The 25,938-nt window shown below is 65.5% G+C and carries 28 protein-coding genes; 14 read left to right on the top strand and 14 right to left on the bottom strand.

What is annotated here, in order from left to right; genetic code table 11:
* Positions 1-377 (bottom strand): signal recognition particle receptor subunit alpha (locus tag VKP01_RS04000; RefSeq protein WP_324410493.1); only part of this gene is annotated, 377 nt, incomplete at its 3' end.
* Between the two features lie 77 nt (positions 378-454).
* Here VKP01_RS04000 and VKP01_RS03995 point away from each other — a divergent pair.
* Together VKP01_RS03995 and VKP01_RS03990 are read left to right on the top strand one after the other, a co-directional pair.
* Positions 455-1,159, top strand: coding sequence for an RNA pseudouridine synthase (locus VKP01_RS03995; protein ID WP_324410491.1), 705 nt, complete (start codon positions 455-457; stop codon positions 1,157-1,159).
* 34 nt (positions 1,160-1,193) lie between these two features.
* Positions 1,194-2,216, top strand: coding sequence for a zinc-binding dehydrogenase (locus VKP01_RS03990; protein WP_324410489.1), 1,023 nt, complete (start codon positions 1,194-1,196; stop codon positions 2,214-2,216).
* A gap of 101 nt (positions 2,217-2,317) precedes the next feature.
* Here VKP01_RS03990 and VKP01_RS03985 read toward each other — a convergent pair whose 3' ends face one another.
* The gene (locus VKP01_RS03985; RefSeq protein ID WP_324410487.1) at positions 2,318-2,560 is read right to left on the bottom strand and encodes a hypothetical protein; all 243 of its coding nucleotides are present in this window, start codon (positions 2,558-2,560) and stop codon (positions 2,318-2,320) included.
* A gap of 94 nt (positions 2,561-2,654) precedes the next feature.
* Positions 2,655-3,632, bottom strand: a complete 978-nt coding sequence (locus tag VKP01_RS03980) for a Gfo/Idh/MocA family oxidoreductase (RefSeq protein WP_324410486.1) — start codon at positions 3,630-3,632, stop codon at positions 2,655-2,657.
* A gap of 234 nt (positions 3,633-3,866) precedes the next feature.
* On the opposite strand from VKP01_RS03980, the gene VKP01_RS03975 reads away from it, so the two are divergent.
* The 7 genes from VKP01_RS03975 to mutT all read left to right on the top strand — a co-directional run bounded on the left by VKP01_RS03975 (position 3,867) and on the right by mutT (position 9,339).
* Complete coding sequence (locus VKP01_RS03975) at positions 3,867-4,148, top strand: acyl carrier protein (RefSeq protein WP_074445999.1); 282 nt, start codon at positions 3,867-3,869, stop codon at positions 4,146-4,148.
* A 112-nt stretch (positions 4,149-4,260) separates the two neighbouring features.
* On the top strand, positions 4,261-4,725 hold the full coding sequence (locus VKP01_RS03970; RefSeq protein ID WP_324410484.1) for a 3-hydroxyacyl-ACP dehydratase FabZ family protein: 465 nt from the start codon (positions 4,261-4,263) through the stop codon (positions 4,723-4,725).
* Positions 4,722-5,918 (top strand): beta-ketoacyl-ACP synthase, encoded by a 1,197-nt coding sequence (locus VKP01_RS03965; RefSeq protein ID WP_324410483.1) that lies wholly within the window; start codon positions 4,722-4,724, stop codon positions 5,916-5,918. The genes VKP01_RS03970 and VKP01_RS03965 overlap by 4 nt, the downstream gene beginning before the upstream one ends.
* 2 nt (positions 5,919-5,920) lie before the next feature.
* The gene (locus tag VKP01_RS03960; RefSeq protein ID WP_324410481.1) at positions 5,921-7,195 is read left to right on the top strand and encodes a beta-ketoacyl-ACP synthase; all 1,275 of its coding nucleotides are present in this window, start codon (positions 5,921-5,923) and stop codon (positions 7,193-7,195) included.
* Positions 7,196-7,233: 38 nt separating this feature from the next.
* The gene (locus VKP01_RS03955) at positions 7,234-7,983 is read left to right on the top strand and encodes an SDR family NAD(P)-dependent oxidoreductase (protein ID WP_324410479.1); all 750 of its coding nucleotides are present in this window, start codon (positions 7,234-7,236) and stop codon (positions 7,981-7,983) included.
* A gap of 31 nt (positions 7,984-8,014) precedes the next feature.
* On the top strand, positions 8,015-8,935 hold the full coding sequence (locus tag VKP01_RS03950; protein ID WP_324410477.1) for an RNA methyltransferase: 921 nt from the start codon (positions 8,015-8,017) through the stop codon (positions 8,933-8,935).
* Positions 8,932-9,339: an 8-oxo-dGTP diphosphatase MutT gene (gene mutT, locus VKP01_RS03945; RefSeq protein ID WP_324410475.1), complete on the top strand. Its 408-nt coding sequence runs from the start codon at positions 8,932-8,934 to the stop codon at positions 9,337-9,339. Before VKP01_RS03950 ends, mutT begins: the two co-directional genes overlap by 4 nt.
* 9 nt (positions 9,340-9,348) lie before the next feature.
* Here the strand turns inward: mutT and VKP01_RS03940 are convergent, their stop codons facing one another.
* Entirely contained in the window at positions 9,349-10,611 is a 1,263-nt protein-coding gene (locus VKP01_RS03940; RefSeq protein WP_324410473.1) for a DUF418 domain-containing protein, read from the bottom strand.
* Positions 10,612-10,760: 149 nt separating this feature from the next.
* Here VKP01_RS03940 and VKP01_RS03935 point away from each other — a divergent pair, with 149 nt between their 5' ends.
* Genes VKP01_RS03935 through VKP01_RS03925 form a run of 3 tightly spaced genes read left to right on the top strand, consistent with a single transcriptional unit; the run spans position 10,761 to position 13,876 of the window.
* Entirely contained in the window at positions 10,761-11,621 is an 861-nt protein-coding gene (locus tag VKP01_RS03935) for a LytTR family DNA-binding domain-containing protein (RefSeq protein ID WP_324410471.1), read from the top strand.
* A complete protein-coding gene (locus VKP01_RS03930; RefSeq protein WP_324410470.1) occupies positions 11,608-12,378 on the top strand; it encodes a thermonuclease family protein in 771 nt (256 codons plus the stop codon). The genes VKP01_RS03935 and VKP01_RS03930 overlap by 14 nt, the downstream gene beginning before the upstream one ends.
* 28 nt (positions 12,379-12,406) lie before the next feature.
* The gene (locus tag VKP01_RS03925; protein ID WP_324410468.1) at positions 12,407-13,876 is read left to right on the top strand and encodes a M48 family metalloprotease; all 1,470 of its coding nucleotides are present in this window, start codon (positions 12,407-12,409) and stop codon (positions 13,874-13,876) included.
* Positions 13,877-13,902: 26 nt separating this feature from the next.
* Here VKP01_RS03925 and VKP01_RS03920 read toward each other — a convergent pair whose 3' ends face one another.
* Positions 13,903-15,036, bottom strand: a complete 1,134-nt coding sequence (locus tag VKP01_RS03920) for a D-alanyl-D-alanine carboxypeptidase family protein (RefSeq protein WP_324410466.1) — start codon at positions 15,034-15,036, stop codon at positions 13,903-13,905.
* A gap of 387 nt (positions 15,037-15,423) precedes the next feature.
* Here VKP01_RS03920 and VKP01_RS03915 point away from each other — a divergent pair, with 387 nt between their 5' ends.
* A complete protein-coding gene (locus VKP01_RS03915) occupies positions 15,424-16,332 on the top strand; it encodes a DMT family transporter (RefSeq protein ID WP_324410464.1) in 909 nt (302 codons plus the stop codon).
* A 4-nt stretch (positions 16,333-16,336) separates the two neighbouring features.
* Here the strand turns inward: VKP01_RS03915 and VKP01_RS03910 are convergent, their stop codons facing one another.
* From VKP01_RS03910 to VKP01_RS03900, 3 genes are read right to left on the bottom strand one after another with little or no spacing between them, the layout of a single operon-like run.
* The gene (locus VKP01_RS03910; RefSeq protein ID WP_324410462.1) at positions 16,337-17,224 is read right to left on the bottom strand and encodes an NlpC/P60 family protein; all 888 of its coding nucleotides are present in this window, start codon (positions 17,222-17,224) and stop codon (positions 16,337-16,339) included.
* Positions 17,221-18,651: a leucyl aminopeptidase family protein gene (locus tag VKP01_RS03905; protein ID WP_324410461.1), complete on the bottom strand. Its 1,431-nt coding sequence runs from the start codon at positions 18,649-18,651 to the stop codon at positions 17,221-17,223. Before VKP01_RS03905 ends, VKP01_RS03910 begins: the two co-directional genes overlap by 4 nt.
* Before the next feature lie 44 nt (positions 18,652-18,695).
* Positions 18,696-19,565, bottom strand: a complete 870-nt coding sequence (locus VKP01_RS03900) for an NAD(P)-dependent oxidoreductase (protein WP_324410459.1) — start codon at positions 19,563-19,565, stop codon at positions 18,696-18,698.
* 200 nt (positions 19,566-19,765) lie between these two features.
* On the opposite strand from VKP01_RS03900, the gene VKP01_RS03895 reads away from it, so the two are divergent.
* Positions 19,766-20,104, top strand: a complete 339-nt coding sequence (locus VKP01_RS03895) for a hypothetical protein (RefSeq protein WP_324410457.1) — start codon at positions 19,766-19,768, stop codon at positions 20,102-20,104.
* A gap of 34 nt (positions 20,105-20,138) precedes the next feature.
* Here the strand turns inward: VKP01_RS03895 and VKP01_RS03890 are convergent, their stop codons facing one another.
* The 6 genes from VKP01_RS03890 to VKP01_RS03865 form a co-directional block, all read right to left on the bottom strand.
* Positions 20,139-21,425: a multidrug effflux MFS transporter gene (locus VKP01_RS03890; RefSeq protein ID WP_324410455.1), complete on the bottom strand. Its 1,287-nt coding sequence runs from the start codon at positions 21,423-21,425 to the stop codon at positions 20,139-20,141.
* A complete protein-coding gene (locus VKP01_RS03885; protein ID WP_324410453.1) occupies positions 21,422-22,363 on the bottom strand; it encodes a DMT family transporter in 942 nt (313 codons plus the stop codon). The genes VKP01_RS03890 and VKP01_RS03885 overlap by 4 nt, the downstream gene beginning before the upstream one ends.
* A gap of 133 nt (positions 22,364-22,496) precedes the next feature.
* Positions 22,497-22,667: a hypothetical protein gene (locus VKP01_RS03880; protein WP_324410452.1), complete on the bottom strand. Its 171-nt coding sequence runs from the start codon at positions 22,665-22,667 to the stop codon at positions 22,497-22,499.
* Between the two features lie 185 nt (positions 22,668-22,852).
* Positions 22,853-23,683 (bottom strand): GH25 family lysozyme, encoded by an 831-nt coding sequence (locus VKP01_RS03875; RefSeq protein ID WP_324410450.1) that lies wholly within the window; start codon positions 23,681-23,683, stop codon positions 22,853-22,855.
* Positions 23,684-23,799: 116 nt separating this feature from the next.
* Positions 23,800-25,512 (bottom strand): hypothetical protein, encoded by a 1,713-nt coding sequence (locus tag VKP01_RS03870; protein ID WP_324410448.1) that lies wholly within the window; start codon positions 25,510-25,512, stop codon positions 23,800-23,802.
* 63 nt (positions 25,513-25,575) lie between these two features.
* Positions 25,576-25,938, bottom strand: a 363-nt coding sequence (locus tag VKP01_RS03865) for an NUDIX domain-containing protein (RefSeq protein WP_324410447.1), incomplete at its 5' end; no start/stop codon positions are given.

Genomic DNA, 25,938 nt, shown 5'->3' with positions numbered 1-25,938 from the left:
GTGATGCGCACCGCCGCCGCGACGCCGAGATCGGCCTGGACGAGCACGTCTTCCAGCTCCTCCAGCGTCTGCGCATCGAGCTTGCGTTTGGTGAAGATGCCGGTAATGCCGGCACCGATCGTGGAGGAGGTGCGCGACAGGCCCTCGGTCAGGCGCTTCCACCAGGAGCGCTTGACGGGTGCGGGTTCCGCAGGCGGAGCGGGGCGCGCTTCGGGCGCCCCTTCCTCGTGCGGGGCACCGGTATCCGGATCGGGCGCGCTCGGCGCAGACTTGTCGGACTCGGGCTTGTCAGGCGCGGGATCGGACGCCTCCTTGCCGAACAGCCTGGACCAGAGTCCGCGCTTTTCGTTGCCGCCATTGTTACCATTGTCGCTCATCGACGCCCGTCCCTGTTCGCCGCGAGAGGCGGCTTTTGCTTGCTGCGACACGCATCACGCGCTAGCGCATCATCATGATGCCCCGATTGACTCCAGACGCACTCGCCGCGCGCATCCTGTATCGCGACGCGCTCATGCTCGTCATCGATAAACCCGCCGGCCTGCCGGTGCATCCCGGCCATGGCGGAGGCGAGACGCTGGAGGATCATCTCGATGCCTTGCGTTTCGGTCTACCCGCCCGCCCGCAAATCGTCCACCGTCTCGACCGCGACACCTCCGGCTGCCTGGCCCTCGGACGCCATGCCAAGGCTCTGCGCCGGCTCAATGCGCTCTTCGCGGAACGCCGCGTCACCAAGATCTACCAAGCCTGGCTCGATGCGATCCCCGCCGACCAGAACGGTATGATCGATTGCCCGATTGCGCCGGTCGATCCGCTCACGCCCTGGCGCGTCATCGCCGATCCGGAAGGCCTGCGCCCGGGCGCCCAGCCGGCACAGACGCGCTGGCGGGTTCTGGAGAAGCGTGATTCGCGCGCCCTTGTGGAGCTTCGCCCCGTCACCGGGCGCACGCATCAGCTGCGGGTGCATTGCGCCCATGCCGGATGGCCGATCTGCGGTGATTCGCTGCACGGTCGCGCTCAGCATGACGCCCCGCTGCTGCTTCATGCCAGGGCGCTGGTAGTGCCGCTCTATCCCAAACGCGAACCGGTCCGCGTCGAAGCGCCGCTGCCGGCGCATTTCCCGACTCCGGCACCCTCCCCAAAGGACGCAAAGCTGTGCTAAAGCGCGCGCAGTGCTCATCATGATGGACGGTTTCATGCGCGCCCTCAGACTCCACGGCGACCGCGATCTGCGTATCGACGATATCGAATCTCCCGGCCAGCCCGGCCCCGGCGAAGTGCTGATCCGGGTGCGGGCGGTGGGGCTCAACCATATCGATGTCTGGGGTTATCGCGGCATGGCATTTGCCAAACGCAAGCTGCCGCTGGCCGTCGGCGCCGAGGCCTCGGGCGAGATCGTCGCGACGGGCGCGGACGTCGCGGGCTTCACGCGGGGTCAGCGCGTGGTGATGTACGGCGCCATGACCTGCGGCGAATGCCGGGCCTGCCGCGAGGGGCGGGACAATCTGTGCGAGAATGTCGGTGGCATCATGGGTTTTCACCTCGACGGCTTTGCCCGCGAGGAGATCATCATGCCCGCGCGGCTCGTCATCCCGGTACCGGACGGTGTGAGCTTCGCAGACGCCGCCTGCGCGCCGATCGCCTTCGGCACCGTGCAGCACATGCTGTTCGATAATGCGAAGCTCGAGCCCGGCGAATCGATCCTGGTCCATGCGGGCGGATCGGGCATCGGCACGGCGGCGATCAAGATGGCGAAGGCCATCGGCTGCACCATATACGCCACTGTCGGCGATGACGAAAAGGGCGCCAAGGCGAGGGAACTCGGCGCCGATCACGTGATCAATTATCGCGAGGAGCGCTTCGAGGGCGAGGTGCGCCGGCTGACGAAGCGCAAGGGTGTCGATGTCGTCTTCGAGCATGTCGGCGCCGATACCTGGAACGGCTCGCTTCTTTGCCTCAAGCGCGGCGGGCGCCTCGTCACCTGCGGCTCGACCTCCGGCGTCTCCACCCAGATGAACCTGATGCAGCTGTTTCAGCAGCAATACCGCATTTTCGGCTCTTTCGGCTGCTCGATGCGCAATATCCGCGAATCGCTCGACAAGATGGCCGGCGGCATGACGCCCGTGATCGACACGGCGTTCCCGCTGGAAGAATTCACGCAAGGACTCGACCGGCTCGAGAGCCGCAAGGTCTTCGGCAAGATCATCGTGACGCTCTGAGGCCGGATCGAGGCCGGACGGGCAAAAACGTATTGCGGCGAAACGATCGGCTCGCCGCAATCATGCATGCGTGAATCAGGAATCGAAGCGGTGACACGCCATCAATCGACGTCGCGCTCACCCGGCTCCGAGACAGTCGCTGCAGGATTTGCGGGGTTGGATGGATTCGTGATCGCACTCTCGTCGGTGATCGACGTTTCCGTGGTCGGCGTTTTTTCCCCGACCCAGAAGAGATACCCGCCCATGGCGACGAGGGCCAGGATCAGACCGGCGATCAGCACCTTCAGGACCGGCTTGCCTTCGGATCCCTGCTTGGCTTCTTGTTCATTGATTTTTTGTGCCATGATCAACGTCCTTTCACTGTTTCGATCGCGCAGCGATCATAAAACTCTTCAAATCAACGTCAAAATGGCCAAGCTGTTCCATCCGCCACGCGATTCACGCCTCGCGCGTGGCAAGAATCGCTTCGACATGCTCTTGCACCTTCAGCGCCTCGGCGAGCGTGGCGAGATCCTGCGCCGCGCCTTGTGTCAGGGCGGCGACCTTGTCGAGCTGGCGGGCGAGGATGAGGGGGCGGGCCTTCTCGTTCGGGATCGCGTCCGGCGCCTCTACGAATGAGCCGGTGGCGGGGTCGAGCCGTTCGGCGTAGGACCAATCCCGCAGACGGATTGTGCCCTTGTCGCCGGTCAGCGTCCAGGTGTTGTGATCGTCCTTGTCGGTAATGCCGACGCCCCCCTCCAGCGCGACCGGCAGGCCTGGAAGCGAGAGATCGGCGCTGACGGCGCGCTCCGAGCGACCGGCTTCGGGGAAGGAGACACGGGCATCCGCGAGACGTAGATCACCGAGCATGCGCAGGGTGAGGAAGAGGAAATGCGAGACGACCTCGCGGGTGAAGCCACCCTCCTCCGGGCCGTCGAGCCAGGAAACCGCATCATGCTGCCAGGGGCGCGGCCATTGCCTGAAGCCGATTTCGATATCGACCCGCTGCGGCGTGCCGACGATGCCCTGATCGACCCAGTCGCGCAATTGCGCCACCGCGAAGGAAGAGGCGAAGGGGAAATTGACGGCAAAGCGGGCTTCCGGCGCTTCGCGCGCGAAGGCGCGGGCATCGACGAGATCGGTCGCCAGAGGCTTCTCGCAGAACACCGCCTTGCCGGCGGCGAGCGCCGCGCGCGCCAGCGGCAGATGGCTGGCCGGGGGCGAAGCAATGTAGACGCAATCGCTCGCTTCGATCAGCGCATCACTGCTCCCGGCGACGCTGATCGCGGGGAAATCCGCCGCAAGCCGTGCCTGCGCGGCGGGCGAAGGGTCGAAAACCGCAGCGACGCCGATGCGCGCCGGATCATGGGCCATTGCTGCGCGCAACAGCCGCTCGCCCATGATGCCGTAACCGATGATCCCGAGTTTCACGCTCATGACGCCTCTCCTGCTGCCGTTTTCTGCGAGGCCATGGTGCTGCCATGCCGCAGCGTTCGGGAAAATCGGTGAAAGCGCCATACGGCTTGTGCATGGCGCTTTCGCGCTGTTGCCCATGCCGGAAGCCTCGTGTAAGGGAACGCTTCGAATTATGTCCATGACGGCCTTTCGAAACCGGTGCTCGGCGCCGGTTTCCAGCGGGCCGCCCAGCCAGAGACCGGAGCACGAGGCGCGATGTCCTCTACTTTTGATACTGTTGCCGACATCATTGCGGACACCGCCGACATTCCGCGTGAGGAAATTACGCCGGAAAGCCATGCGATCGACGATCTGGGAATCGACTCGCTCGCCTTCCTCGACATCGCCTTCGCGATCGACAAGGCTTTCGGCATCAAGCTGCCGCTCGAGCAGTGGACTCAGGAAGTCAATGAAGGCAATGCGCCGGCGGAACAGTATTTCGTCATGAAGAACCTCGTCGCACGTATCGACGAACTGGTCGCGGCGAAAGCCGGCTGAGGCGCATCGGCGCGATCGCAGGGACGTTCGGGGGAGCGCAGCTTTCGGCTGCCTGGAAGCATTTGCCCCGCCATGCGCCCTTCTGGCAGTATGCGCGGCAACGGGAGCGATCATGCGGCTCGAATATTTCGAGATGATCGATCGGGTGACGGCCTTCGACCGCGAAGGCCGCTCAATTAGCGTGCGCTCGGTCGTCCCGTCACAAAGTCCTGTCTTCGAGGGGCATTTCCCCGGCCACCCATTGGTGCCAGGCGTGCTCCTCACGGAGACCATGGCGCAGGCCTCGGGTTATCTCGTGCTTGGTTTGATGGACTTCACGCATATGCCGTTCCTGATGGCGGTCGACAAGGCGCGCTTTCGTGATTTCGTCACACCCGAGGCCGTAATCGATATCAGTGCCGTGCTTGAGCACGAGGGCTCCGGTTACGCGGCCACGAAGGCGCGTATCAGCGTTGACGGCAAACGCATCTGCGATGCGCAACTGCGCTTTCGCACCATGCCATTCCCGGAAGGGCTCGATGAACAGATGCGTGGACAGGCGCGCCGGATCGGTCTGATGGAGGCGATGGACGCATGACGGGCGCACAGGCTTCTTCAGATGCGCGATCGCCGGATCGCGACGTTGTGATCACCGGCTCCGGCATTCTCACCAGCGCCGGAATCGGCGTCGCCCCCAATCTCGATGCCCTGCGCGGCGAAACGCGGCCATATATAGACGATATGCGCTTTGCTCCCTTCCCGGTGCACCCGGCCGGCGAGGTCGATTTTTCGCAGCAGATCCCGAGGAAATCGGATCTGCGTCAGATGGAGCCCTGGCAGAAGCTCGGCGTTTACGGCGCCGGCCTTGCCCTCGACAACGCCGGCGCCAAGGCCGACGCCGCGCTCAAGGCCGATATGAGCCTGATCGTCTGCGCCGGTGGTGGCGAGCGCGATTACGATGTCGACGGCCAGATCCTGACGCAGATCTCGCAGCAGGCCGATCAGGGCGCTTTCCTGAACGAGCGCCTGATGAGCGACGTGCGCCCGACGCTGTTCCTCGCGCAATTGTCCAATCTGCTCGCCGGCAACATCGCCATCGTCCATGGCGTGACCGGCGCCTCGCGCACATTCATGGGGGAGGAGCAGGCCGGAATCGATGCAATCCGCATCGCCCATGCCCGCATCCGGGCCGGCCAGGCGGACATCGTGCTCGTCGGCGGCTCGTTCAACGGCGAGCGCGCCGACAGCCTCATGGTCTACGAACTCGGCGGGATGCTGTGGAAGCAGCCCTTTGCCACTGTCTTCTCGCGCCCGGAGCGCGGCGGCGGTTTCATCCTCGGCTCCGGTGGCTGCTTCCTCGTGCTGGAATCGCGCGCTCACGCGCAAAGGCGGGGTGCGGATATCGTCGCGCGGATCGATGAGATCGGCGCCGATCTCGCCCGCCGCCAGCCCGGCGCCACGGCTAAGATGCTCGAAAAACTCTGGACGGAAGTCGCACCCGGCCCCGATGCCTTGGTGATTTCCGGCGCGACCGGCGTGAAGGGACGCACTGAGGAAGAGCGCGCCGCGCTCGGTCGTCTCGCGCCCGGGGCACGGATTCTCGCGCTCCAGGACGCGTTCGGCCATCTGATGGAGGCGCAGGCGCCCGCCGGTGTGGCGCTTGCCGCTGCCGCGATCGCGCGCGGCGATGCGCCGGAAGCCGTCGTCACCAGCATCGGTCACCAACGCGGCGAGGGCGTGATCCGCCTGTCGCGGGCGGATGCGCCGGCGCGTGCCGGTCGGGAGGGTTGAGCATGTCCGCCTGTCGTGATCGCCTCGGTCGCCCCCTTGTCGCCGTCACCGGCATGGGCCTCGTCACCTCACTTGGTGAGGGCAAGGCCGATAACTGGAATGCCCTGACCGCCGGGCGTTCCGGTATCCACCCCATCCGCCGCTTCTCCATCGAGAACCTGCGCACCACGATTGCCGGTACCGTCGATTTCATTGATGTCGATCCGTTCTGCGCGCCGCTGCTCTCGCAGGAATTTGCCAGCCGCGCGGCGCAGGAGGCGATCGCACAGGCGGGGATCGGCGCGGAATTTCCCGGCTCGCTCTTCATCGCCGTCCCGCCGGTCGAGGTCGAGTGGCCACAGCGCATCGCCCTCGCCAAAGCCTCCGGGCAGACCGGCGACGTGACTTATACCGATCTCCTCAAGGCCGCCGGCAGCGGCGATTACCGTACCTGGCACGATCTCTTCCTCTTCGGCACAGTGGCCGAGCGGCTTCAGGAGCGCTTCGGCACGCGCGGCTCGCCGATTTCACTCTCCACCGCCTGCTCGTCCGGCGCCACGGCGATCCAGCTCGGAGTCGAGGCAATCCGGCGCGGCGAAGCGCCGGCGGCTTTATGCATTGGCACCGACGGCTCGGTCCATGCCGAGGCGCTGATACGCTTCTCGCTGCTCTCGGCGCTCTCCACCCAGAACGATCCGCCGGAATCTGCGGCCAAGCCGTTCTCGAAAAATCGCGACGGTTTCGTCATGGGCGAAGGCGGCGCGGCGCTCGTTCTCGAAGATGCCGAACACGCGATCGCGCGCGGCGCGACAATCCTGGGCTATGTGCTCGGCTGCGGCGAGAAGGGCGATGGCTTCCACCGCACCCGCTCCAGCCCCGACGGCGCGCCGATCATCGCCGCCATCCAGGGCGCGATCGACGATGCGGGCCTGTCGCCGGATGCGATCGACTACGTCAACGCCCATGGCACCGGCACGCCGGAAAATGACAAGATGGAATCACTCGGCCTGATGCAGGTGCTCGGCGAGCGCATGCAAAGCGTGCCGATCTCTTCCAACAAGTCGATGATCGGCCACACCCTCACAGCTGCCGGAGCTGTGGAGGCCGTGTTTTCGCTGATGACCATCGCCGAGGGCCGGATTCCGCCGACGATCAATTATCACGTCCCCGATCCCGCGATCCCGCTCGATGTCGTACCCAATGAAGCGCGCGATGCGGATATGCGGGTGGTTCTGTCGAATTCCTTCGGTTTCGGCGGCCAGAATACCTGCCTCGTCCTTGCCGCAGAGCCGGTCTGAACGGGCATATCCTCGATAGTGCCGGGAGGCTTCTCACCATGAGCAGGCGGATTCTCGTAACGGGCGGCGGCAAGGGCGTCGGCGCGGCCATCGTGCGCAGCCTTGCGCAGGCCGGTTACGACGTCGATTTCACCTATCGCACCTCGGCGGATGCCGCGCAGGCGCTGGCGCAGGAACTTGTCGATGCGCATACGGGCGTCTCTGTGAACGGGTTTGCCCTCGATCTGTCGGACAAGGATGCGATCGAGGCGTTTTGCGAGCGCATCGAAGGCGAGGGTTATTACGGATTCGTGCATAATGCCGGCCAGCCCTATGACGCGCTCACCGCGATGATGGCGCAGGAAAAGGCCGAAGCGGCGATGCAGGTTAATTTCTGGGCCTTCACTCGCCTCGCCAAGGCGCTGATGCGCACCATGCTGCGTGCGCGGGAGGGGCGGATCGTCGCCATCGGTTCCGTCGCCGCGCTCCAGGCCACTGCCGGCAATGCCGCCTATGCCGCCTCGAAAGGCGCACTGATCTCCTATGCCCGCACGCTCGCCATCGAGACCGCCAAGCGCGGCGTCAGCGTCAACGTGATCGCGCCGGGTTTTATCGATACCGACATGATGGCGAGTTACGAGGCCTATCGCGAAAATATGGAAAAACAGATCCCGGCAGGACGCTTCGCGCGTCCCGAGGAAGTTGCAGGGCTCACAGCCTTCCTGATGAGCGAGCCGGCAGGCTATATCACCGGCGCCGTATTGCCGATCGATGGCGGGCTTACCGCCATGATCGGCGTGCATCGCTGATTTTTTCGACGATTGCGGCGGAGTGCGCAAAGTGGCGGGTGATGACGAGCAGGGCGGCGACGGCGCAAACGGCGTTAAGCCGAAGGCGGCCTGGCGCAAGGGAACCGGTAAACCGGGCTATGGCAAGCCTTCCTATGGTAGGCCTCCCGACGGCAAGAAGCCCGGTTACCGTCCCGGCGGGCGCGGTCCCGCCCCGCGCCGTGATCCGCGCAACGCGCCGGAAGACGGCGTTGCGGTGATCTATGGTTGGCATCCGGGCCTCGAGGCCCTGCGCAATTCCAGGCGCCGGATCCGCAAGCTCATCGCCACCGAGAACGCCGTAAACCGGCTCACCGCCGAGCTCGGGACCCTTCCCGTCACCCCGGAACTCGTCGCTCCGCGCGAGATCGACAGGCTGCTCACGCCCGATGCGGTGCATCAGGGCATCTATATCGAGGCCGACCCGCTCGATCATCCCGGCGGTATAGACGGGCTGGGCGCGGACGCGCTGGTGCTGGTACTCGACCAGATCACCGACCCGCACAATGTCGGCGCGATCCTGCGCAGCGCCGCCGCTTTCGGCGTCACCGCCATCGTCACCACCGCCCGCCATTCCCCCGCCGCGACGGGAGTTCTGGCTAAATCGGCCTCTGGCGGGCTCGAACACGTGCCCTTCATCACCGTGCGCAATCTCGGCGATGCGCTGCAGCGGCTGGGCGAGCGCGGGTTCTACCGCATCGGCCTCGATTCGGAGGGCGCGGAGGATTTCGATGCGCTCACCCCCCGCCTGCCACTCGCACTCGTGCTTGGCGCCGAGGGCAAGGGACTGCGCCAGCGCACCCGCGCCTGTTGCGATGTCGTCGCGCGGCTCGAGATGCCCGGCGTGATCAAGAGCCTCAACGTCTCCAACGCCGCTGCCGTCACGCTGCATACGCTGACGCGCAAACTCGTGCGCGGGAGTGCCGCCTCATGAAGATCCTGCTCGTCGTCGCCGTGGCGCTCGTCGATACGGACGGGCGGGTGCTGATCGCGCAGCGCCCGGAAGGCAAGCAGATGGCGGGCCTGTGGGAATTTCCCGGCGGCAAGGTCGAGGCCGGGGAGCGTCCCGAGGAGACGCTGATCCGCGAATTGCGCGAGGAACTCGGCATCGAGACGCAGGAAGCCTGCCTCGCGCCTCTCACCTTCGCCAGCCACGCCTATCCCGATTTCCACCTGCTGATGCCGCTCTATATCTGCCGGCGCTGGCAGGGCGTGGTGCAGGCGCATGAGCATCAGGGTCTGAAATGGGTGCGCGCCACCCGCCTGCGCGACTATCCCATGCCCCCCGCAGACGAGCCGCTGATCCCGGTCCTGATCGACACGCTGGCGCATGCCTGAACGGCCCTCTCAGCCCGCAGCAGCGACGCTCGCCCGGCGCAGCATCGGCTGCGCCTTGCGATAGACGAGGCTGCGCCACAGCCATTCAGCCGGGCCGAAGCGGAATCGTGCGAGCCAGGCCCGCGACCAGAGTGGCATCGCGATCCAGATCGCAAGCACGATGAGTATCTGCCCGACGCGCCCGACCTCCATGAAAAGGCCGAGCCCGTGGCCGTAGAAGATCAGCGTGCAGACTATGCTCTGGGCAAGATAATTCGAAAACGCCATCCGCCCGACCGGTGCGAACACCGCCTGCATGGCGGGGCCGAAACGGCGCGCGGCGAGGATCACCAGCGCAGTATAGGCGAGCGCGAGAAGCGGTGCGGCGAGCGTGTTGGGCATGCGCCCGAAATAGAGCGAGAAGGTCATCTCCCAGCCGGCATTCTCGTTCATGACCACCCCGAGCCCGATGAGCGGCAGACCGAGCGCGAGACCCGTCACGGCGAGGCGTGCATAGGCCCGGCTGGACCATTCGCCCGTCATCAGCCCGCTCTTGAACGCGGCCATGCCGAGTGCCATCACGCCGAGCAGATAGAAGAAGAGTTCCGTGGGAATGCCGAAGAGTTGCATGCCGAGGGACTGCTCGACGCGCATGGCGAGTTGCTCGGCATAGCTGCCGCGATACGCTTCGATCTCCGCGAGCGCATAACTGCTGCTCGCGAGCCAGCTCTCGTCGGCGATGATCGCGATCTCTTCCGGTGGCAGCATGGTGATTCCGGCGCCGATCAGCGCGAACACGCCCTGCTGCAGGGCGAGAAGCACGAAGCCTGCGATCACCAGCCGGCGCGGCGACCAGTGGCGCATGAACACGGCGATCATCCCGATCAGCGCATAGGCGGTGAGGATATCGCCATACCAGATCAGATAGGCGTGGATCAGCCCGATCACGAGCAGCCAGATCATGCGCCGGTAATGCAGGGCGAGCGCGCCGTTGCCGGCGGCTTCCGCACGCTGCGTCATCAGCACGATGCCGGCGCCGAACAGCATGGTGAAGAGTGTGATGAATTTCTTGTCGAAGAAGACATGCGAAACCAGCCAGATGGCGTATTCGACAGCCCCAGTTGGCGCGACGGCGAGCGGGTTGATATAGGCAGCCGCGATCATGGCAAAGACCTGGATGTTCATCACCAGAATGCCGAACAGGGCAAAGCCGCGCAGGACATCGAGCGTGGCGATTCGCTCTGCACCGCTGACGGGGGCGACGCTGGCGGGGGCGGACGGATTGGCAGGCATGATCGCGTTCTCCTTCATCATGCATCGTCTTGACGCCGATCCCGGCGCCGGGTTTCGCCAAGGTGATGCCGATGCCTTCGCAGCGAAGCAAAGCCGCTTTCGGCAAGGGTAGCCAAAACTGCGCGAAAGCGTGCTAGTTTCCGTTCACGATGCGTGAATGGTTCGACAATTCCGCGAAGAAGGAAGCGCTGCGCTCGCTTGCGGGCGCGGCTTTCGCGGCCGCACTGATGACCGCGCTGGGGCCCTTCGGCACCTATGACATGCTTGAGACGCCCGCCCGCGCGTTCTACTGGTTCACGGTGATCGGGCTGATCTGGCTGCAGAGCGACCTTGTCACCCGCTTCCTCGAACGCGCGCTTGCCGGGCGCCTTCCGCGTCCCAATCTGACCATACCGACGATCGCGGCGGTTATCGTGGCCCTGCCGGCGACCGCCGTGGTGATCGTTGTCACCCAATTGATGATGCCGGGCGTGCAGATCAGCCTCGGCCAGACCCTGTGGCAGGTCTTTGTCGTGATCCTCGTCTTCAGCCTGGCCTTCAACAATCTGGGTGGCGCCACGACCGAAGCCGCAGCCGAGGGCGAGGCGCTCGAGGCCGAGCGGCGCATGGAGGAGGCGCGCCTGCGCGAGGAGGCGGGCCTGCGCGAAGACGCGCGCGCCATGCCGCGCAACGAGGCCCCGGCCCCGGATATGCGCTTTCGCCGGCGCTTCCCTGCGGGCCTGACGGGGCGGCTGCTTTGTCTGGAGATGGAGGATCACTATCTGCGCATCCATACCGACAAGGGCTCCGACATCATCCTGATGCGGATGAGCGATGCCGAGGAGGAGCTTTCCGAAGTCGAGGGCCTGCGCGTGCATCGCTCATGGTGGGTCGCGCGCGAAGCGGTGACGGGCATCAGGCGCGACGGCACGCGTCTGCTGCTGCAACTCGAAAACGGGCTCGAAATCCCCGTCGGCAAGACCTATCGGGGCGCGTTGCGCGATGCGGGGTGGCAGAATGCGGCGTCTTGAACTTTGCGCAGCCGCGGTCGTCGCGCTCATCCTGACCGCAAACGCACCCGCCATGGCGCAGGAGCGCTGCCGCCTCGCCTCCGCCGAACCCGGCGCGCATCTCACCGGCCTCGATCGCCACGGCTATCCGCTCACTGCCAACGGCACGGCAATGCGTCTGGTGGATCTGCGTGTCGCGGATATCGTCGCCGCCGATGCCCTGATCGCGCGCGCGCGACCCGCCTATCGCGTCTTGGCCGAATCGCAGCCTGATCGCTGGGGCCGCCTGCCGGTGCAGGCGATCCTCGATGACGGGCGCCCGCTCGCGGAAGTCCTGATTGATGCCGGCCTCGCGACGGTCGATCCCGGGACGGGGGCAATGCTGTGTGCACCGGAACTGCTCGAACGGGAGGCGCGTGCACGTGCGCAGCAACGCGGGATCTGGGCGGATGAGGACAATCGCCCGCTCTCCGCGCGCGACACCGACAGGCTTGCCGCCCGCGAAGGGGAACACGTTCTCGTCGAAGGGCGGGTCGTCAGCGTAGGGGAACGCGCGCGGGCCACCTATCTCGATTTTTCCCGTCGCTGGCGGGGGGGATTCACCGTGATCATTCCCGAGGAGATCTGGCGGGACCTGCTGGAACGAGGCATTGATGCCGACTATCTGAGTGATCGACGAATTCGCGTGCGCGGTGTAATGCTGGACTGGCGAGGGCCGGCAATCGAACTTGCAATTGCCGCATTCATCGAGAATCTGGAGACGGGGTCATCCCCGTAATGCGTAGCAGCCGGCCATGTGGAATTCCGTGAAACCGATAAAGCGAATCCTGTCGCGGCTTGTCGCGATTTCCGCTGCGGCATTCGCGCTCGCGGGCTGCGTCGGTGCAGGGACGGGCAGCGTCTTCTCGGCCGACACGCAAGCCCCCCTCGTCGCGGCGCTCGATACGGCGCAGGCGCGTGAGCATGCGCAACTCGTGGCCACCTTCGGCGGTGAATACGAGTCACTGCGCCTGCGCCGCCTGCTCAACGGCATCGTCGACGATCTGGTCCCCGCGACGCCTGAACCCGATCTGCGCATCCAGGTCACCGTGCTGGATTCACCTGCCGTCAACGCCTTCGCCCTGCCCGACGGGCGCCTCTACGTCACGCGCGGACTGCTCGCGCTGGCCAATGACAGCGCCGAGATTGCGGCGGTGATGGCGCATGAAATCGCCCATGTGACGCTGCGGCACGCCTCGACGCGGTCCGAATTGCAGATGCGCTCCGATCTCGTCGCTCGCGTCGTCGCGGATGTGCTGCGTGATCAGCGCGCGGTGGAGAATGTCCGGGCCGCCTCGCGTGTGGATATCGCCCGTTTCTCGCGCGAACAGGAATTCGAGGCGGATGCCGAGGGCATCGCCACCCTCGCCCGCGCGGACTATGACCCTTACGGCGCGACGCGATTCCTCGGTTCGCTGGAGCGCTGGGAAGGGCTGTCGCGGGCACGAACCGGGTCGCAAATGCAGCAGAGCGCCTACGACATGTTTGCGACGCATCCCGCCACCGGCCAGCGTATCGATGCGGCACGGGTGCTCGCGCGCCAACTCGCCGAGCGGGCCGGTGCGGGCGATGCGCGCGGTCGCGATGTCTATCTCGCCGCGATCAATGGCATGACCTTTGGGGACGGTGCCGCTGACGGGCTGGTACGCGGCGGGCGCCACTATGCGCATGGACGGCTGGGCATCGGCTTCAGCGCACCGGAGGGATTCACCCTGGACAATTCCTCGCGCGCGGTTCTCGGCAGTTCCGCCGATGAATCGCGGCGCATTCTCTTCGATCTCGTGGAGGCCGAGCCGGGACAGGATCTCGAATCCGTACTCGCCTCGACCTGGACCGATGACCTTACGGCGGAGGATATCCGCCGCCTCACGGTCAATGGCCTCGAGACTGCGACGGCGCGCTCGCGGGGGCAGGACTGGCATTTTCGCATCGCGGCCCTGCGCCATGACGGGGGCATCTACCGGCTGATCTTCGCGCATCGCCCTCAGGACGGTGCGGCTGATCGGCTGTTTGAAGAAACACTGTCGAGCATAAGGGCCATGCGTGCGCGCGACATCGCCGCTTTCCAGCCGCCACGCATCCGCATCCATCGCGCCGGATCACGCGACGATGTCGCCTCCATGGCACGCCGGATGACCGGGGCCGGCCAGAGCGTCTCGGTATTCCGGGTGCTCAACGGGCTCGACGCCAACGCTGCAATCACGCCGGGCCAGAGTTACAAGATCGTGGTGGAATGACATCACGCACGAGCAAACCGGCGTGATCAGAAAGGACGTGGCGGCGGCAGCGGTACCGTTGCGGCGGCGCGCGCCGCTGCAGCAGGTGCGGGGACCGGCTCGCGCGCGCCCGGCGGTGTCGCCCCGGTCCAGACACGTACGGGGTTGGCCGGGCCGCGATCAGGCAGGTCGACCTGCGGCAGGAGCGGTGACGACCCCGAACCGCCGGCAAAGGCGAAGCGCTCCCTACCCGCCTGCGGCAAGGTGATCGAGGAAGGCGGATTGCGCCCGCAAGTGACGGGGCGCAGATCCGGCGGGGCGATCCCGCCCTGACGCGGCAAGGCTTCCAGCGTGGTCCCGCCCCAACCCAGCTTCGAAAAACCATGTTCGAGCAATGCGGCGGACCGGATCGTGCGCTCCGCGGACGAAGGCGCACCCATCACGATCGCCACCAGCCGGCGCCCGCGCCGTTCCGCCGTGACCACCACGTTGAAGCCGGAAGAGCAGATATAGCCGGTCTTCATCCCCGTCGTTCCCGCATAACGCCCGATCAGGCCGTTATGGTTGCGCATGGTGGAACTGCCGTAGCGGATCGAATCAAGCCCGAACAGGGCGCGTTGCTCGGGGAATTCGCGGTAGAGCGCACGGGCGAGAATCGCCATGTCGCGCGCTGTCGTGCGCTTGCGCGCATCGGGCAGGCCGTGGGCATTGGTGAAATAGGTGTCGTGCATGCCCAGCCGCGCCGCGTGAAAATTCATGATCGCGACGAAATCATCAACCGATCCGGCAATCCCCTCGGCAATGGTCGTGGCGACGTCATTGGCCGAGCGCACCATGATGATCAGCAGCGCATTGTCGAGGCGGATCTGCGTGCCAGGCGAGAAACCCATCTTCGAGGGCGGCTCGCCTGCGGCGCGGGCCGAGACGGTGAACATGTCATCCATTCGCACGCGCCCATTGCGCGCCTCGTCCATGGCCACGTAAGCCGTCATCAGCTTGGTGAGTGAAGCCGGATACCAGGGCAGCGTCGGATTCCGGGAATACAGCACCCGCCCGCTGTCGAGATCCGCCACGAGCGCCGGCGTGCCGGCGACCCATTCGGGCCGCTCTTCGGCACCGGGCCGCTCGATCGGGAACGCGGCGATGATCACCGCGATCAGGAGAATCACAATTCTCGACATCTTGTCCTGCCCCCAATACCCCATCATGACACATGGACGAGCAACCACCGTGAAGCGCGTATTCGAACCCGGCACCATGCGCAACTGCGGAACTGTAAGCCGTATCGGCCATGCTTGCATAGAGGTCCGCTGCCTTGCATGAAGGCACTCCGTCCCATGCCTCGACCGTCATGATCGCAAAACCCGCCGGCACGGCGAAAGCGTGGCGAACACGGCATCGCCATGCCTGATACCGCGCCCATCGCCGCTCTTCGGCGAAATGCCGCAAGCACAGCCGATTGATCGCGATAAAGCGCAGCCGGAATGGGCGCGCAGCCTGCGCCGGATCGCTTCAAATGGCGCGATCAGCCCGCTATGACGAACCCGTCTCATCGGGGAAGTGCTGTCATGGATCTCGTCTGGCTCTGGATACCGGCGACGCTGGCGGCCGCGGCCGCGCAGACGGCGCGAAACGCCATGCAGCGCAGTCTCACTCAGACGATCGGCACCATGGGCGCAACACAGGTGCGCTTCCTCTTCGGCCTCCCCTTCGCGATCGTCTTCCTCGTCTTCGTCGGCTTTGCCACCGGCGAGCGCATCCCCTCCCCCGGTCCCGGATTCTGGGGCTTCGCCCTGATGGGAGCGCTGACGCAGATCGGGGCAACCGCCCTGATGCTGGCCGCGATGCGCGCGCGCTCCTTCTCCGTGATCACCGCCTATGTGAAGACCGAGCCCATGCAGGTCGCGGTGTTCGGCCTCGTCTTTCTGGGTGATCCGCTCACCTTCGGCCTCGCGCTCGCAGTGCTGATCGGCACTGGCGGCGTCCTCGCCATGTCCTGGCGCCCGGGCATGCTGACCGAGGGCGGGTTGCAGCCGATCCTGCTCGGGCTGGCAGCCGGCGCGCTGTTCGGGCTCTCTGCGATCGGCTTTCGCGGCGCCGTGCTCAGCCTCGCGGAGGGATCGTTCCTGATGCGCGCCACGACGACGCTGGTCGTGGGGCTGACGATCCAGAGCCTGGTGCTGGGGCTTTATCTGCTGCTGGCCGACCGCACGGCGCTGATCGCGAGCCTGAAGGTCTGGCGCAGTTCCGCGAAGGCGGGATTCATGGGCGCCCTTGCCTCGCAATGCTGGTTCATCGGTTTCGCGCTGACGAGTGCCGCGAATGTGCGCACGCTGGCCCTCGTCGAGGTGATCATGGCGCAATTTGTCTCGCGCCGGATCTTCTCGCAGAACGTCACACGACAGGAGCTTGCGGGAATGGCGGCGATCGTCGTCGCCGTGACGATCCTGCTTGCCTTCGCGCCGGTTGCTGATTAACGGGTCAGGCGCGCCGCTCGAGCCGACGGATGCTGGTGATCGGCCCGAAGCTGTTTTTCGCGATCCGCTCCCGTGCCTGCACCAGCTTCTCACGCGCCACCGCCATGTGGTGGCCATTGGCGTGGAGGAGGGTCGCGCTGTCACACATGATGCCGACATGGCCCTTCCAGAAGACGAGATCACCGCGCGTCAGATGCGCGAGGTCGTCGTCGATGGCAAGCGTCTGCCCGAGCCCGGCCTCCTGCATGTCGGCATCGCGCGGGGCGTATATTCCGGCAGCAGCCAGGGAAAGCTGGACGAGGCCGGAGCAATCGAGCCCCAGTGATGTCCGTCCGCCCCACAGATAGGGCGTGTGAAGAAACCGCTCGGCCACGGCGACGGGGTCGTCCTCCAGCGCAGCGAGCGGCGCGATATGCGCGGTATGGACGTATCCGCCACCATGGCTGCCGCAAGCGATGCGCGCATAGGCGCCCTCGATCGCCAGGACGTGCAGCCGCGCATTCAGCGAGAGAAAGCTTTGCGTCGGCAGTTTCAGCGAGGGGCCCGGATAGAGCGGGCTGCGCAGGGCCGTGAGACGATGCGTCGGCTCGGGCGCCTGCGGATCGAGGTCTTCGCGCGCGACATAGCCGACGTACCCATCGCCGACGCTCTGCCCCCAGGCGAAACCGTTCTCATCCGTCTCGTAGGTGATGAAGGCCTCGCCGGCGAGGAGTTCGGTATCGAGGGACGCGTCGCTGCGCGGCTCACGGCGCAGGGCCGTATGGGTCGCGACGACGCGCATCAGCGTGCCATCGGCATAATGCGCGGCGGCAACCCGTCCGCGCAGATGGGCGGCGGCGAGATCGGGCCGGGCCGGGGTGAGCCGGGGGTCGAAATCGCGCGCGGCGCTCATGACCCGCTCCCGCCGACCGGTGCGGGATAGCGCTCGGCGAGCAGCGCATGGACGAGCCGCGCAGCCTGCGCTTCGCCGCCCTTGGGGCGCCCTGGTTTGGCATTGGGCACCCAGCCATAGATGTCGAAGTGCAGATAGCTTTGCGCTTGCTCCACAAAACGGCGCAGGAACAGCCCGGCGATGATCGCGCCCGCGAAGGAATTGCCGGAAATATGGTTCAGATCGGCCACGGAGGAACGCAAGAGATCGTCATAGGGCTGCCAGAGCGGCAGGCGCCAGACGGGATCGGCCTCCGCCATGCCGATCCGCGTCAGATCGCCGGCAAGCGCCTCGTCATCCGTCATGAACGGGGGAAGGTCGGGGCCGAGCGCGACGCGGGCCGAGCCGGTAAGGGTAGCGAAATCGATCAGGATCTCGGGCGCCTCCTCGTCCGCGAGCGCGAGCGCATCGGCGAGAATCAGCCGCCCCTCGGCATCGGTATTGCCGATCTCGACAGTGGGCCCCTTGCGGCTCGGCAACACGTCGCCAGGACGGAAGGCATTGCCGGAAATCGCGTTTTCAACCGCCGGTACCAGCAGCCGCAGGCGCAGATCAAGCCCCGAAGCCATCACCATCGCCGCCGCCGCGATCGCCGCCGCAGCACCGCCCATATCCTTCTTCATCAGGCTCATGGCGTTATCCGGCTTGATGTTGAGCCCGCCCGTATCGAAGGCCACACCCTTGCCGACCAAAGTCACGCGCGGCGCATCGGCGCGCCCCCAGCGCAGATCGATCAGGCGCGGCGCACGCGGCGAGGCACGGCCCACCGCATGGATCATCGGCAGGTTCTCCGCGATCAATGCGTCACCCTCAATGATCTGACACGACGCATTATGACGCTGGGCCAAGCGCTCGACCGCCTGCGCGATTTCGGCGGGGCCGCAATCATTGGCCGGCGTGTTGATCAGATCGCGCCCCAGCGCCAGCGCCCGGGCGATCTGCGCTGCCTGCGCAACATCGACGCCCTCGGGCGCAAGCAACCGCACGCCGGAGGCGGCACCCTCACCATCGGCGGATTCGCTGTCCCCCGATTTCCCGCCGCGATAGCGCGTGAAGCGATAGGCCCCCATAAGCCAGGCCAGCACGTCGAGCCGCCCGGCCCCGTTCAGGCGATAGAGACCCGCGGGCAGGCGCCCCGGCAGCAGACCGGCCAGCAACGGATCGCGCTTCGTCTTGTCACCGAGCCCGAACAGCACCTGGGCGAGCCCGCCCTGCGCATCCGGCAAGAGCACCGTTTCCCCCTTCTTCGCCTTGAAACCCTGCGCCTTGGCGAAATGCGCGGCGGGGCCGGGCAGCTCGGCCAACAGGTCGTCGAGCCCTTCCGGGCCGACGGCGTGAACGGGAACAGCTTCGAGGCTGGTATCGGTTTCGATGAGCGGGTGGATCATGGTCTCTCTTGCATATCGCGGATGAGGGCTTTCGCGGATCGGCTTCAATCGCGTTTCAGGCGGGCGATCAGGCTCGACGTATCCCAGCGCCCGCCGCCCATCTTCTGGACTTCGGCGTAGAACTGGTCGACCAGCGCGGTGACGGGCATGGAGGCGCCGTTGCGGCGCGCCTCGGCGAGGACGATGTCGAGATCCTTGCGCATCCAATCGACGGCAAAGCCGAAATCGAATTTGTCCTCCACCATGGTCTTGCCGCGATTCTCCATCTGCCAGGAGCCGGCGGCACCCTTGGAGATCACGTCGAGCACCGCCTCCATGTCGAGCCCGGCCCTCTGGCCGAAGGCGATCGCCTCGGACAGGCCCTGGACCAGGCCCGCAATGCAGACCTGGTTGACCATCTTTGCAAGCTGGCCCGAGCCCGACGGGCCAAGCAGGCGGCAGGAACGGGCGAAGCTCATGATTGCGGGCTCGACCGCCGCATAGACGCGCTCGTCTCCGCCGCACATCACCGTGAGCACACCGTTCTCCGCACCGGCCTGACCGCCGGAGACCGGCGCATCGATGAAGCCGAAGCCGGCAATGTCCGCCGCTGCGGCGAGTTCGCGCGCGACTTCCGCCGAGGCGGTGGTGTGATCGACGAAGGTTGCGCCCTTCTCCATGGCATGGAAGGCGCCGGCAGGGCCGATCGTGACATCGCGCAGGTCATCGTCATTGCCGACACAGGCAAAGACGATCTCCTGCCCCGCAGCCGCCTCGCGCGGGGTGGCCGCAGCGCGCCCGCCATGCGCGGAAACCCATTTTTCCGCCTTCGCGACCGTGCGGTTATAGACCGTGACATCGTGGCCCTTGGCGGCGAGATGGCCTGCCATCGGATAACCCATCACCCCGAGACCCAGAAATGCGACCTTCGCCATGGCGTTTTCCCCGTTTTTGCCTTGCTTTCATACTGTCGTGCGCAACCTTTATGTAATGGCTGTCCGTGCGGATGGTCAAACCGCATCGCGGCGCATCGGCAAAGGGCATGGTACCCGTCAGACATGAACGTCATGCAAGTCTGTATTGCACTGCAGCAAAATTGCATGGCTAAGGATTGCGACTCGAGGTAAGTTCAGCTATGGACGAAACAATTCAGGACAATCGCGTCGGTTGCGGATCCGAGAAGAGTGGCTCCGATGCAGATCCAGCCGGGTCAGATACCAGCTCCGTGCTCGGGCGGAATGGCGGCACGGATGGAAAGCCCTCACGGGGCAAGGAAGGGGTTGCGGGTTTGCGCCGGGTGCATGACCAGGGTCTGGGCGAGATGATGTATCGCGAATATTTGCGACGTCCCGTGCGCCGGCGCCTCCCCCGGCATGACGGGCGTCCCGCCGTGTCGCGCCTCACGGCGAGCGAGCTCGGCATACCGGCCAATTCCAACACACCGCCGGACTCGAACGACCCCTCCCCTGCCTGATACGGTCGCGCCGGGATCGGGGTGCCCTGCGCGGTTATTCCCCGCCGCTGCGCATCTCATGATGGCGCGCGAAGCGCGACGCCGTGAGACCGGCGAGCATGCAGACCAGCATGAAGATCACCAGACCCGGCGCATAGAGCTCGACGATATAGCCGCCGATCACCGCCGCGAGCGCGCCGGTCCCCAATTGCGCCGCGCCCGAGAGCCCCGCCGCCGTTCCGGCGAGATCCGGGCGCACCGAGAGCGCCGCCGCAGTGGCGCCGGGAATGGTCAGGCCGTTGCCGACGCCGTTGATCGTCAGCGGCAGGAAGAAGGTCAGCGGTGTCCAGGGGCCGACCAGCGCGAAATACAGGGCGATCAGCATCGCACCCGAGGACATCCAGGTGCCGATGACCACGAGCTTCATCGAGCCGAAGCGCTGACCGAAGCGTCCGGTAAGGAAATTCCCGAACATGTAGCCGGCCGCGTTTATGATGAAATACAGCCCATAGACCTGCGGCGAGCGCTCCATCGTCTCCACCACGACGAAGGGCGCCCCGGCGATGAATCCGAAGAACGTCGCGGATACAAAGGCCAGTGTCAGCGTGTAGAAGAGGAAGGCCGGATTGCTCAACAGGATCGGAAAGCCGCGCAGGATGGTGACGAACGAGGACGACGCGCCGCGCGGCGCGGTTTCATACAAGGCGTACCAGGCCGCGACGAGCACACCGGCGGAGAGCAGCACCATCGCGATGAAGATGGCACGCCAGCCGAAGGCTTCCTCCAGCACACCGCCGACGAAGGGGGCGATCATCGGCGAGATCACCATCGCCATCGAGAGATAGCCGATAATGCTCGCCGCCCGGTCCTTGCCGGCGGTATCGCGCACGACGGCGCGCGCCAGCGCGAAACAGGTCCCGCCACCGGCAGCCTGGACGACCCGCGCCAGCAGCAGGCTCTCTATGCTCTGGGCGAAGGCGCCCATCACCGAACCGGTCAGAAACAGGGCAATCCCGCCGATGATGCAGGGCCGGCGCCCGATCCGGTCGGAGATCGGACCGACGAAGAGCTGCGTCACCGCGACCGTGGCGAGGTAGACGGTGAGTGTGAGCTGAATCGTCGCGTAATCGGTTTCCATCACCCGCGCCAGAATGGGCGTGGCGGGGGCAAGCACGTTCAGCGCGAAGGGCTGCAGCGTGGAGATCGCGACGAGGATGGCGAGCGAGGGCACCCGCACCGGCGCGGAGCCGGACATGATCGCCTCGCCGGGCGACGGCGACAGCGATTCAGACTGCGTGGAGGCATCGGCATCCGGCTCCGTCCCGTCGCTCGGCCCCTTCATCGCCTTGCCTCCCCGCCTGTGGTTTCCGGACGCGCGACGCTCAGCGCAGAGATCTGCCGGCGTCGCACATGCTCGCGGTGTATCGTGTATACCCCGGCGCCGACGACGAGCGCCATGCCCGCCATGGCGACGAAATTCGGCAGATCACCGAAGACGAGATAGCCGACGATCAGAGCGAAGATGACAACGGCATAACGGAACGGCGATACCACCGAGACCTCGACATTGCGGAATGCCATCACGATCGCCAGATTGGCCATTGTCACGAGCGCAGCCGCCACCACGAGATAGGTCACCTCCGGCACGAGGAAAGGCGCCCATTCCTCCCCGCGCACGAAACCGATGACGAAACCGGCGAGGCCGACAGCCATGGTGGTGGAGGCGGCGATCACCGGAGAGGGGATATCGTCGGCGATGCGCCGCGTGACGAGATCACGGATCGAGACCAGCACGGCGGCGGAGAGCGCAAACAGCACCGAGATGTTGAAGCCCTCGGGGCTCGGCTGCACGATCAGCAGCACACCGGCGAAACCGACGAGGATCGCCCCCCAGCGCCGCCAGCCGACGCGCTCCAGCCCCAGCGCCACCAGCATCAGGGTCATGATGATCGGCGTGGATTGCAGGATGGCCGTGACATTGGCCAGCGGCAACAAGGCGAGCGCGGTAATGAAGAGGAAGGCAACCGTGGCCTCGAGCGTGGCGCGCAGGGCGACCAGGGGTGAGGCGAGCTTGCGCAGATGGCGGGTCTGGCCCAGAGCGACCACGATGATCAGCGCGAAACTCGTCGAGAAAACCCCGCGCACCGCCATCATCTGGCTGGTCGAGAACACATCCGAGGCGAGCTTGATCACCGTGTCGTTGGTGATGAAGAACAGGCTTGCGCACAGCATCGCGATGATGCCGCGGCGATTATCGATGATGGCTTGCGGCGAGGACACGGGAGAAATCCGATCGGTTATGCTCTTCTGGATACGCCCTTGCGCGAGCGCGGTCGAGGGTTGGCCGGGCACAAATCCCGCAACCTCACCTGCGCGCCCGCGCAACGCGTATCCGCGTGAACCGCCGCCCGGATCAGTCGATCACCTTGACGAGTTCCACGCGCCGATTGAGGATGCGACCCTGCTCCGTGCGGTTCGTCGTGATCGGCGACATGGGCCCCGCACCGGCTGGGCGCAGACGCTCGCGGTCGATCCCGTGTTCGCGGCGCAGCCAGTTCACCACGGCGGAGGCACGATCGAGCAACAGTCAAAGGTTGCAATTGAAGCTGCCGACACCATCGGTATGACCGACCACGAGCAGGTTCAACTTCGGGCGGTCGCGCGTCAAACTGCCGACCACGGCGAGCGCCTTGGCGGATTCGGCCAGGATCCCCTCACTTTCGGCGCCCCCCTCCGAACGAAGGAGCGGGGATCCATTATACCGCCACGTCACTTCACACGGCAGACGCCGCGGCGATACAACCTGTCGAGATCACGCGGATCGCATTGTGTGGAGAGGAACTCCGACCATTCGCTCTCACTGCCGTAGAAGACGTTGCGATCGACCTCGCCGCGAATGCCCGGCACGGTCCCGGTCTGTGTCCACTGCCAGAAGGTGAAGCGGCGGTTGCGATAGCGTTCGTGCGGCTCGGCAGCGACGGAGCGCAGCCAGAAGGGGTTGTCGAAATGCTCGCCCTCGAGAACGTCGCGATGGAAATTGATATCGGTATAGATGATCGGCATCTGCCCGTAATGGGCCTCCATCATGGACAGCATGGTGCGGATCTTGCGCAAGGCTTCGTCACGGGGAACGTGGCGGGTGCATTTGCGCGAATGGTTGTTCCATTCGACGTCGAGCACCGGCGGCAGCGCGTCACGCTCGCGCGGCACGTTCTCGATGAACCAAGCCGCCTGCTCGGCCGCATCGCGACACCAGAAGACGAAGTGATACGCCCCGCGCGGAATGCCGGCCCGGCGCGCGCCCTCCCAGTTTTCACGGAACTTGCGATCGAGGTGCAGGCCGCCTTCGGTCGCCTTGATGAAGGCGAAGCGCGTTCCGGCCCGGCTCACCTGGTACCAGTCGATATCCCCCTGCCAGTGCGAAACGTCGATGCCGTGGATCGGCATGCGATGCACCCGCGCGACGCCGTTATGGGGGTCATTGTCGCCCTTCAGCGGATAGCGATCGGGGAAGACCGAACACGCCGCAACGCTCAGAATCAGAGCGATGACGGCGAGAAGCGGCAGGAAACGGGGGGTCGGGTAGAGGCGTTCTGGCATCGGCGGCATCCGTTGGTCTGGCGCGGTCCATCAAACGCACTATCCCTGACGAATCCTTAACGCGACGTGCGCACACGGCGAAATCGCGCGCATCTTCAAAGCTTTGTCCGATATGGTTAACGCCAGGCCCTCAACCCGGGAGGCTCGGGATCGCGGCTGAACGCTTCCAGAAGAAAGGGCCTGAAATCCTCCATCCGCGAAAGCGCCGCATCACCGCCCGCCGGCGCGGCCTCGGGCAGGATTCCGGAAACGAAGCCGAGATCGGCGAAGGGCGCGAGGACGCTTTCGTCTCCGGAGAAGACATGCACCGGCACCGCGCGCGAGGCATCCGGCCCGGTGATCAGCGGCGCAGGCTGGTGGTCGCCGAGCACGACGACGAGCGCGTCATCAGCGACACGGTCACGCAGGAATTTCGCTACGGCATCAATGGAATGCCCCACCGACAAGGCATATTGCGTACGAATCGAATCCTGATCGCGCCATACCTCACGCGCTTCCGGAGCATTGCGCGTCCAGCGCTCAAAGACGGAACCGTCGCCGAGTTCATCCCAGCCGACGACATCGGGCACCGGCAGCCACGGGGCATGGCTCGAGATCAGCGCGATGCTGGCAAAGAGCGGCGGGCGATCAGCAATTTCGAGCTCGGTGCGAGCAAAGAAATCGAGAGCGAACTGGTCAGGCACGATTCCCCAATAAAAATTCGGGCCCTGATAACCCATCTCCGCCGCCTCCCATGTCGCCTGGTAACCGAGCCGCTCGCCTTCCGGCCAGGGCAGCGTGATGGCTGGCTTGATCTGCACCGTGCGCCGCCCGGTCATCTCGAAATCATGGATCAGCGTGCGCGGGCGCTCGGCGAGAAACAGCGCATAGAGCGTCTGATCGTCGATGAAGCGCCCCGCAGTGAAGGAGGCATGATTGAGCCAGGACTGGCCGCCGGCACTGACCCCGACCATGCGCCCGCTCTTCATTGCGAAGCCGGCATCTTCAGCTGCTTCCTGCATGGAGTCGAGCCGCGGCAGGATGACATTGGCATATTGCGGCTCGTCCAAGGCGGTGACACCGTAGCTCTCGATATAGACGATGATGATGTCGCGATCATCAAGGCCCACGAGCAGGCGCTCCGGCGTGATATCGTCCGCCGCATCCGTCGCGAGATCCGCGCGAAACACCGCGCGCCGCACGATCGTATCGACCAGCTGCTCGCTCTGCTGACGGAAAACGAGGCTCGCCGAGGCGCCGAAGGGGCGCCAACCGGGTACTTCTGCGAAAACCGTGCGCTGCGCGGCGAAGACCGCGATCCCGGCCACGCAGATCATCGCGAAGCCACGCCGCGCCTGGGACGTGGCGAGGCAGCCGGATGCGCGACGCAGGGCCAAGACGCAAAGTGCATAGAAGGTGACGAGCAGAACGATGATCCCTGTCACGGCGCCGAGGGCCAAGCTCCGCCCGATCAGGCTCTGCGCCACGTCCCACAGGGCGGGCAGCAACGAAACGTCGAGGAACATGTTCAGAGAGCGGTTGACCACCGATTGCGCGGTGAGATCGGCGAGGCGCAGGGCGAGCAGGAATGTCCCGATTGCGGCAAAGACGTGGATCAGCCAGCCGGACACCCTCTCGCGACGCGCCTGCACCAGCGCAATCACCGCAAAGGCGAAACCCACCTCCAGTGCAAAGCCCCAGTGGAACAGCCCGAAAAGCGCATCGGCAAATGGCGGCAGGCCGATGAACAGGCTCAGGCCGAGCCAGATCAGCATCAGCAGGAACAGGGCGCCGAAGCGCGAAGACGAGGAGAAAAGCGATGACGGCATCAATTCGATCTGACTCGGCATTGTGTCGGTATCATGAGCCAGCAAACAGATAGGGCTGATTGTCGCAGGGCCAAGGGGAAGCGGTCATTTCTCAACAGCGTCTTTCTTCCCGGACCGCTTGGGTGATGCCGGATCGCTCTTCCCGCCGGCCTTGTCAGCCGGAGCGCCGAATTGCGGCAGGGCGTGGCCGAGGACCTTGCGCATGACGCTCGGCAGCGCTTCGTCACAGAGTTCGTCGGCACTGGTGAAACGCATTCCCTCCGGCGCCCCGGTCTGCCTTTCGAGCCGGGCATGGAACACGATCAGTTCCAGCGGAAAATGCGTAAAGACATGGCGCACGATGCCCGGCAGGCGGCGCCAGCGCGCCTCGAAAGGCGCGTCGAGGATGGCTTGGCTCAACGGATAATCCGCGCGCCAGTCACTACCCGGCACTTCGGCCATCCCGCC

This window comes from Saliniramus sp. (assembly GCF_035311605.1).
Taxonomy (GTDB): Bacteria; Pseudomonadota; Alphaproteobacteria; order Rhizobiales; family Beijerinckiaceae; genus Saliniramus.
The sequence above is the reverse complement of the archived record's forward strand: the minus strand, read 5'-3'. Positions and strand labels throughout refer to the sequence as shown.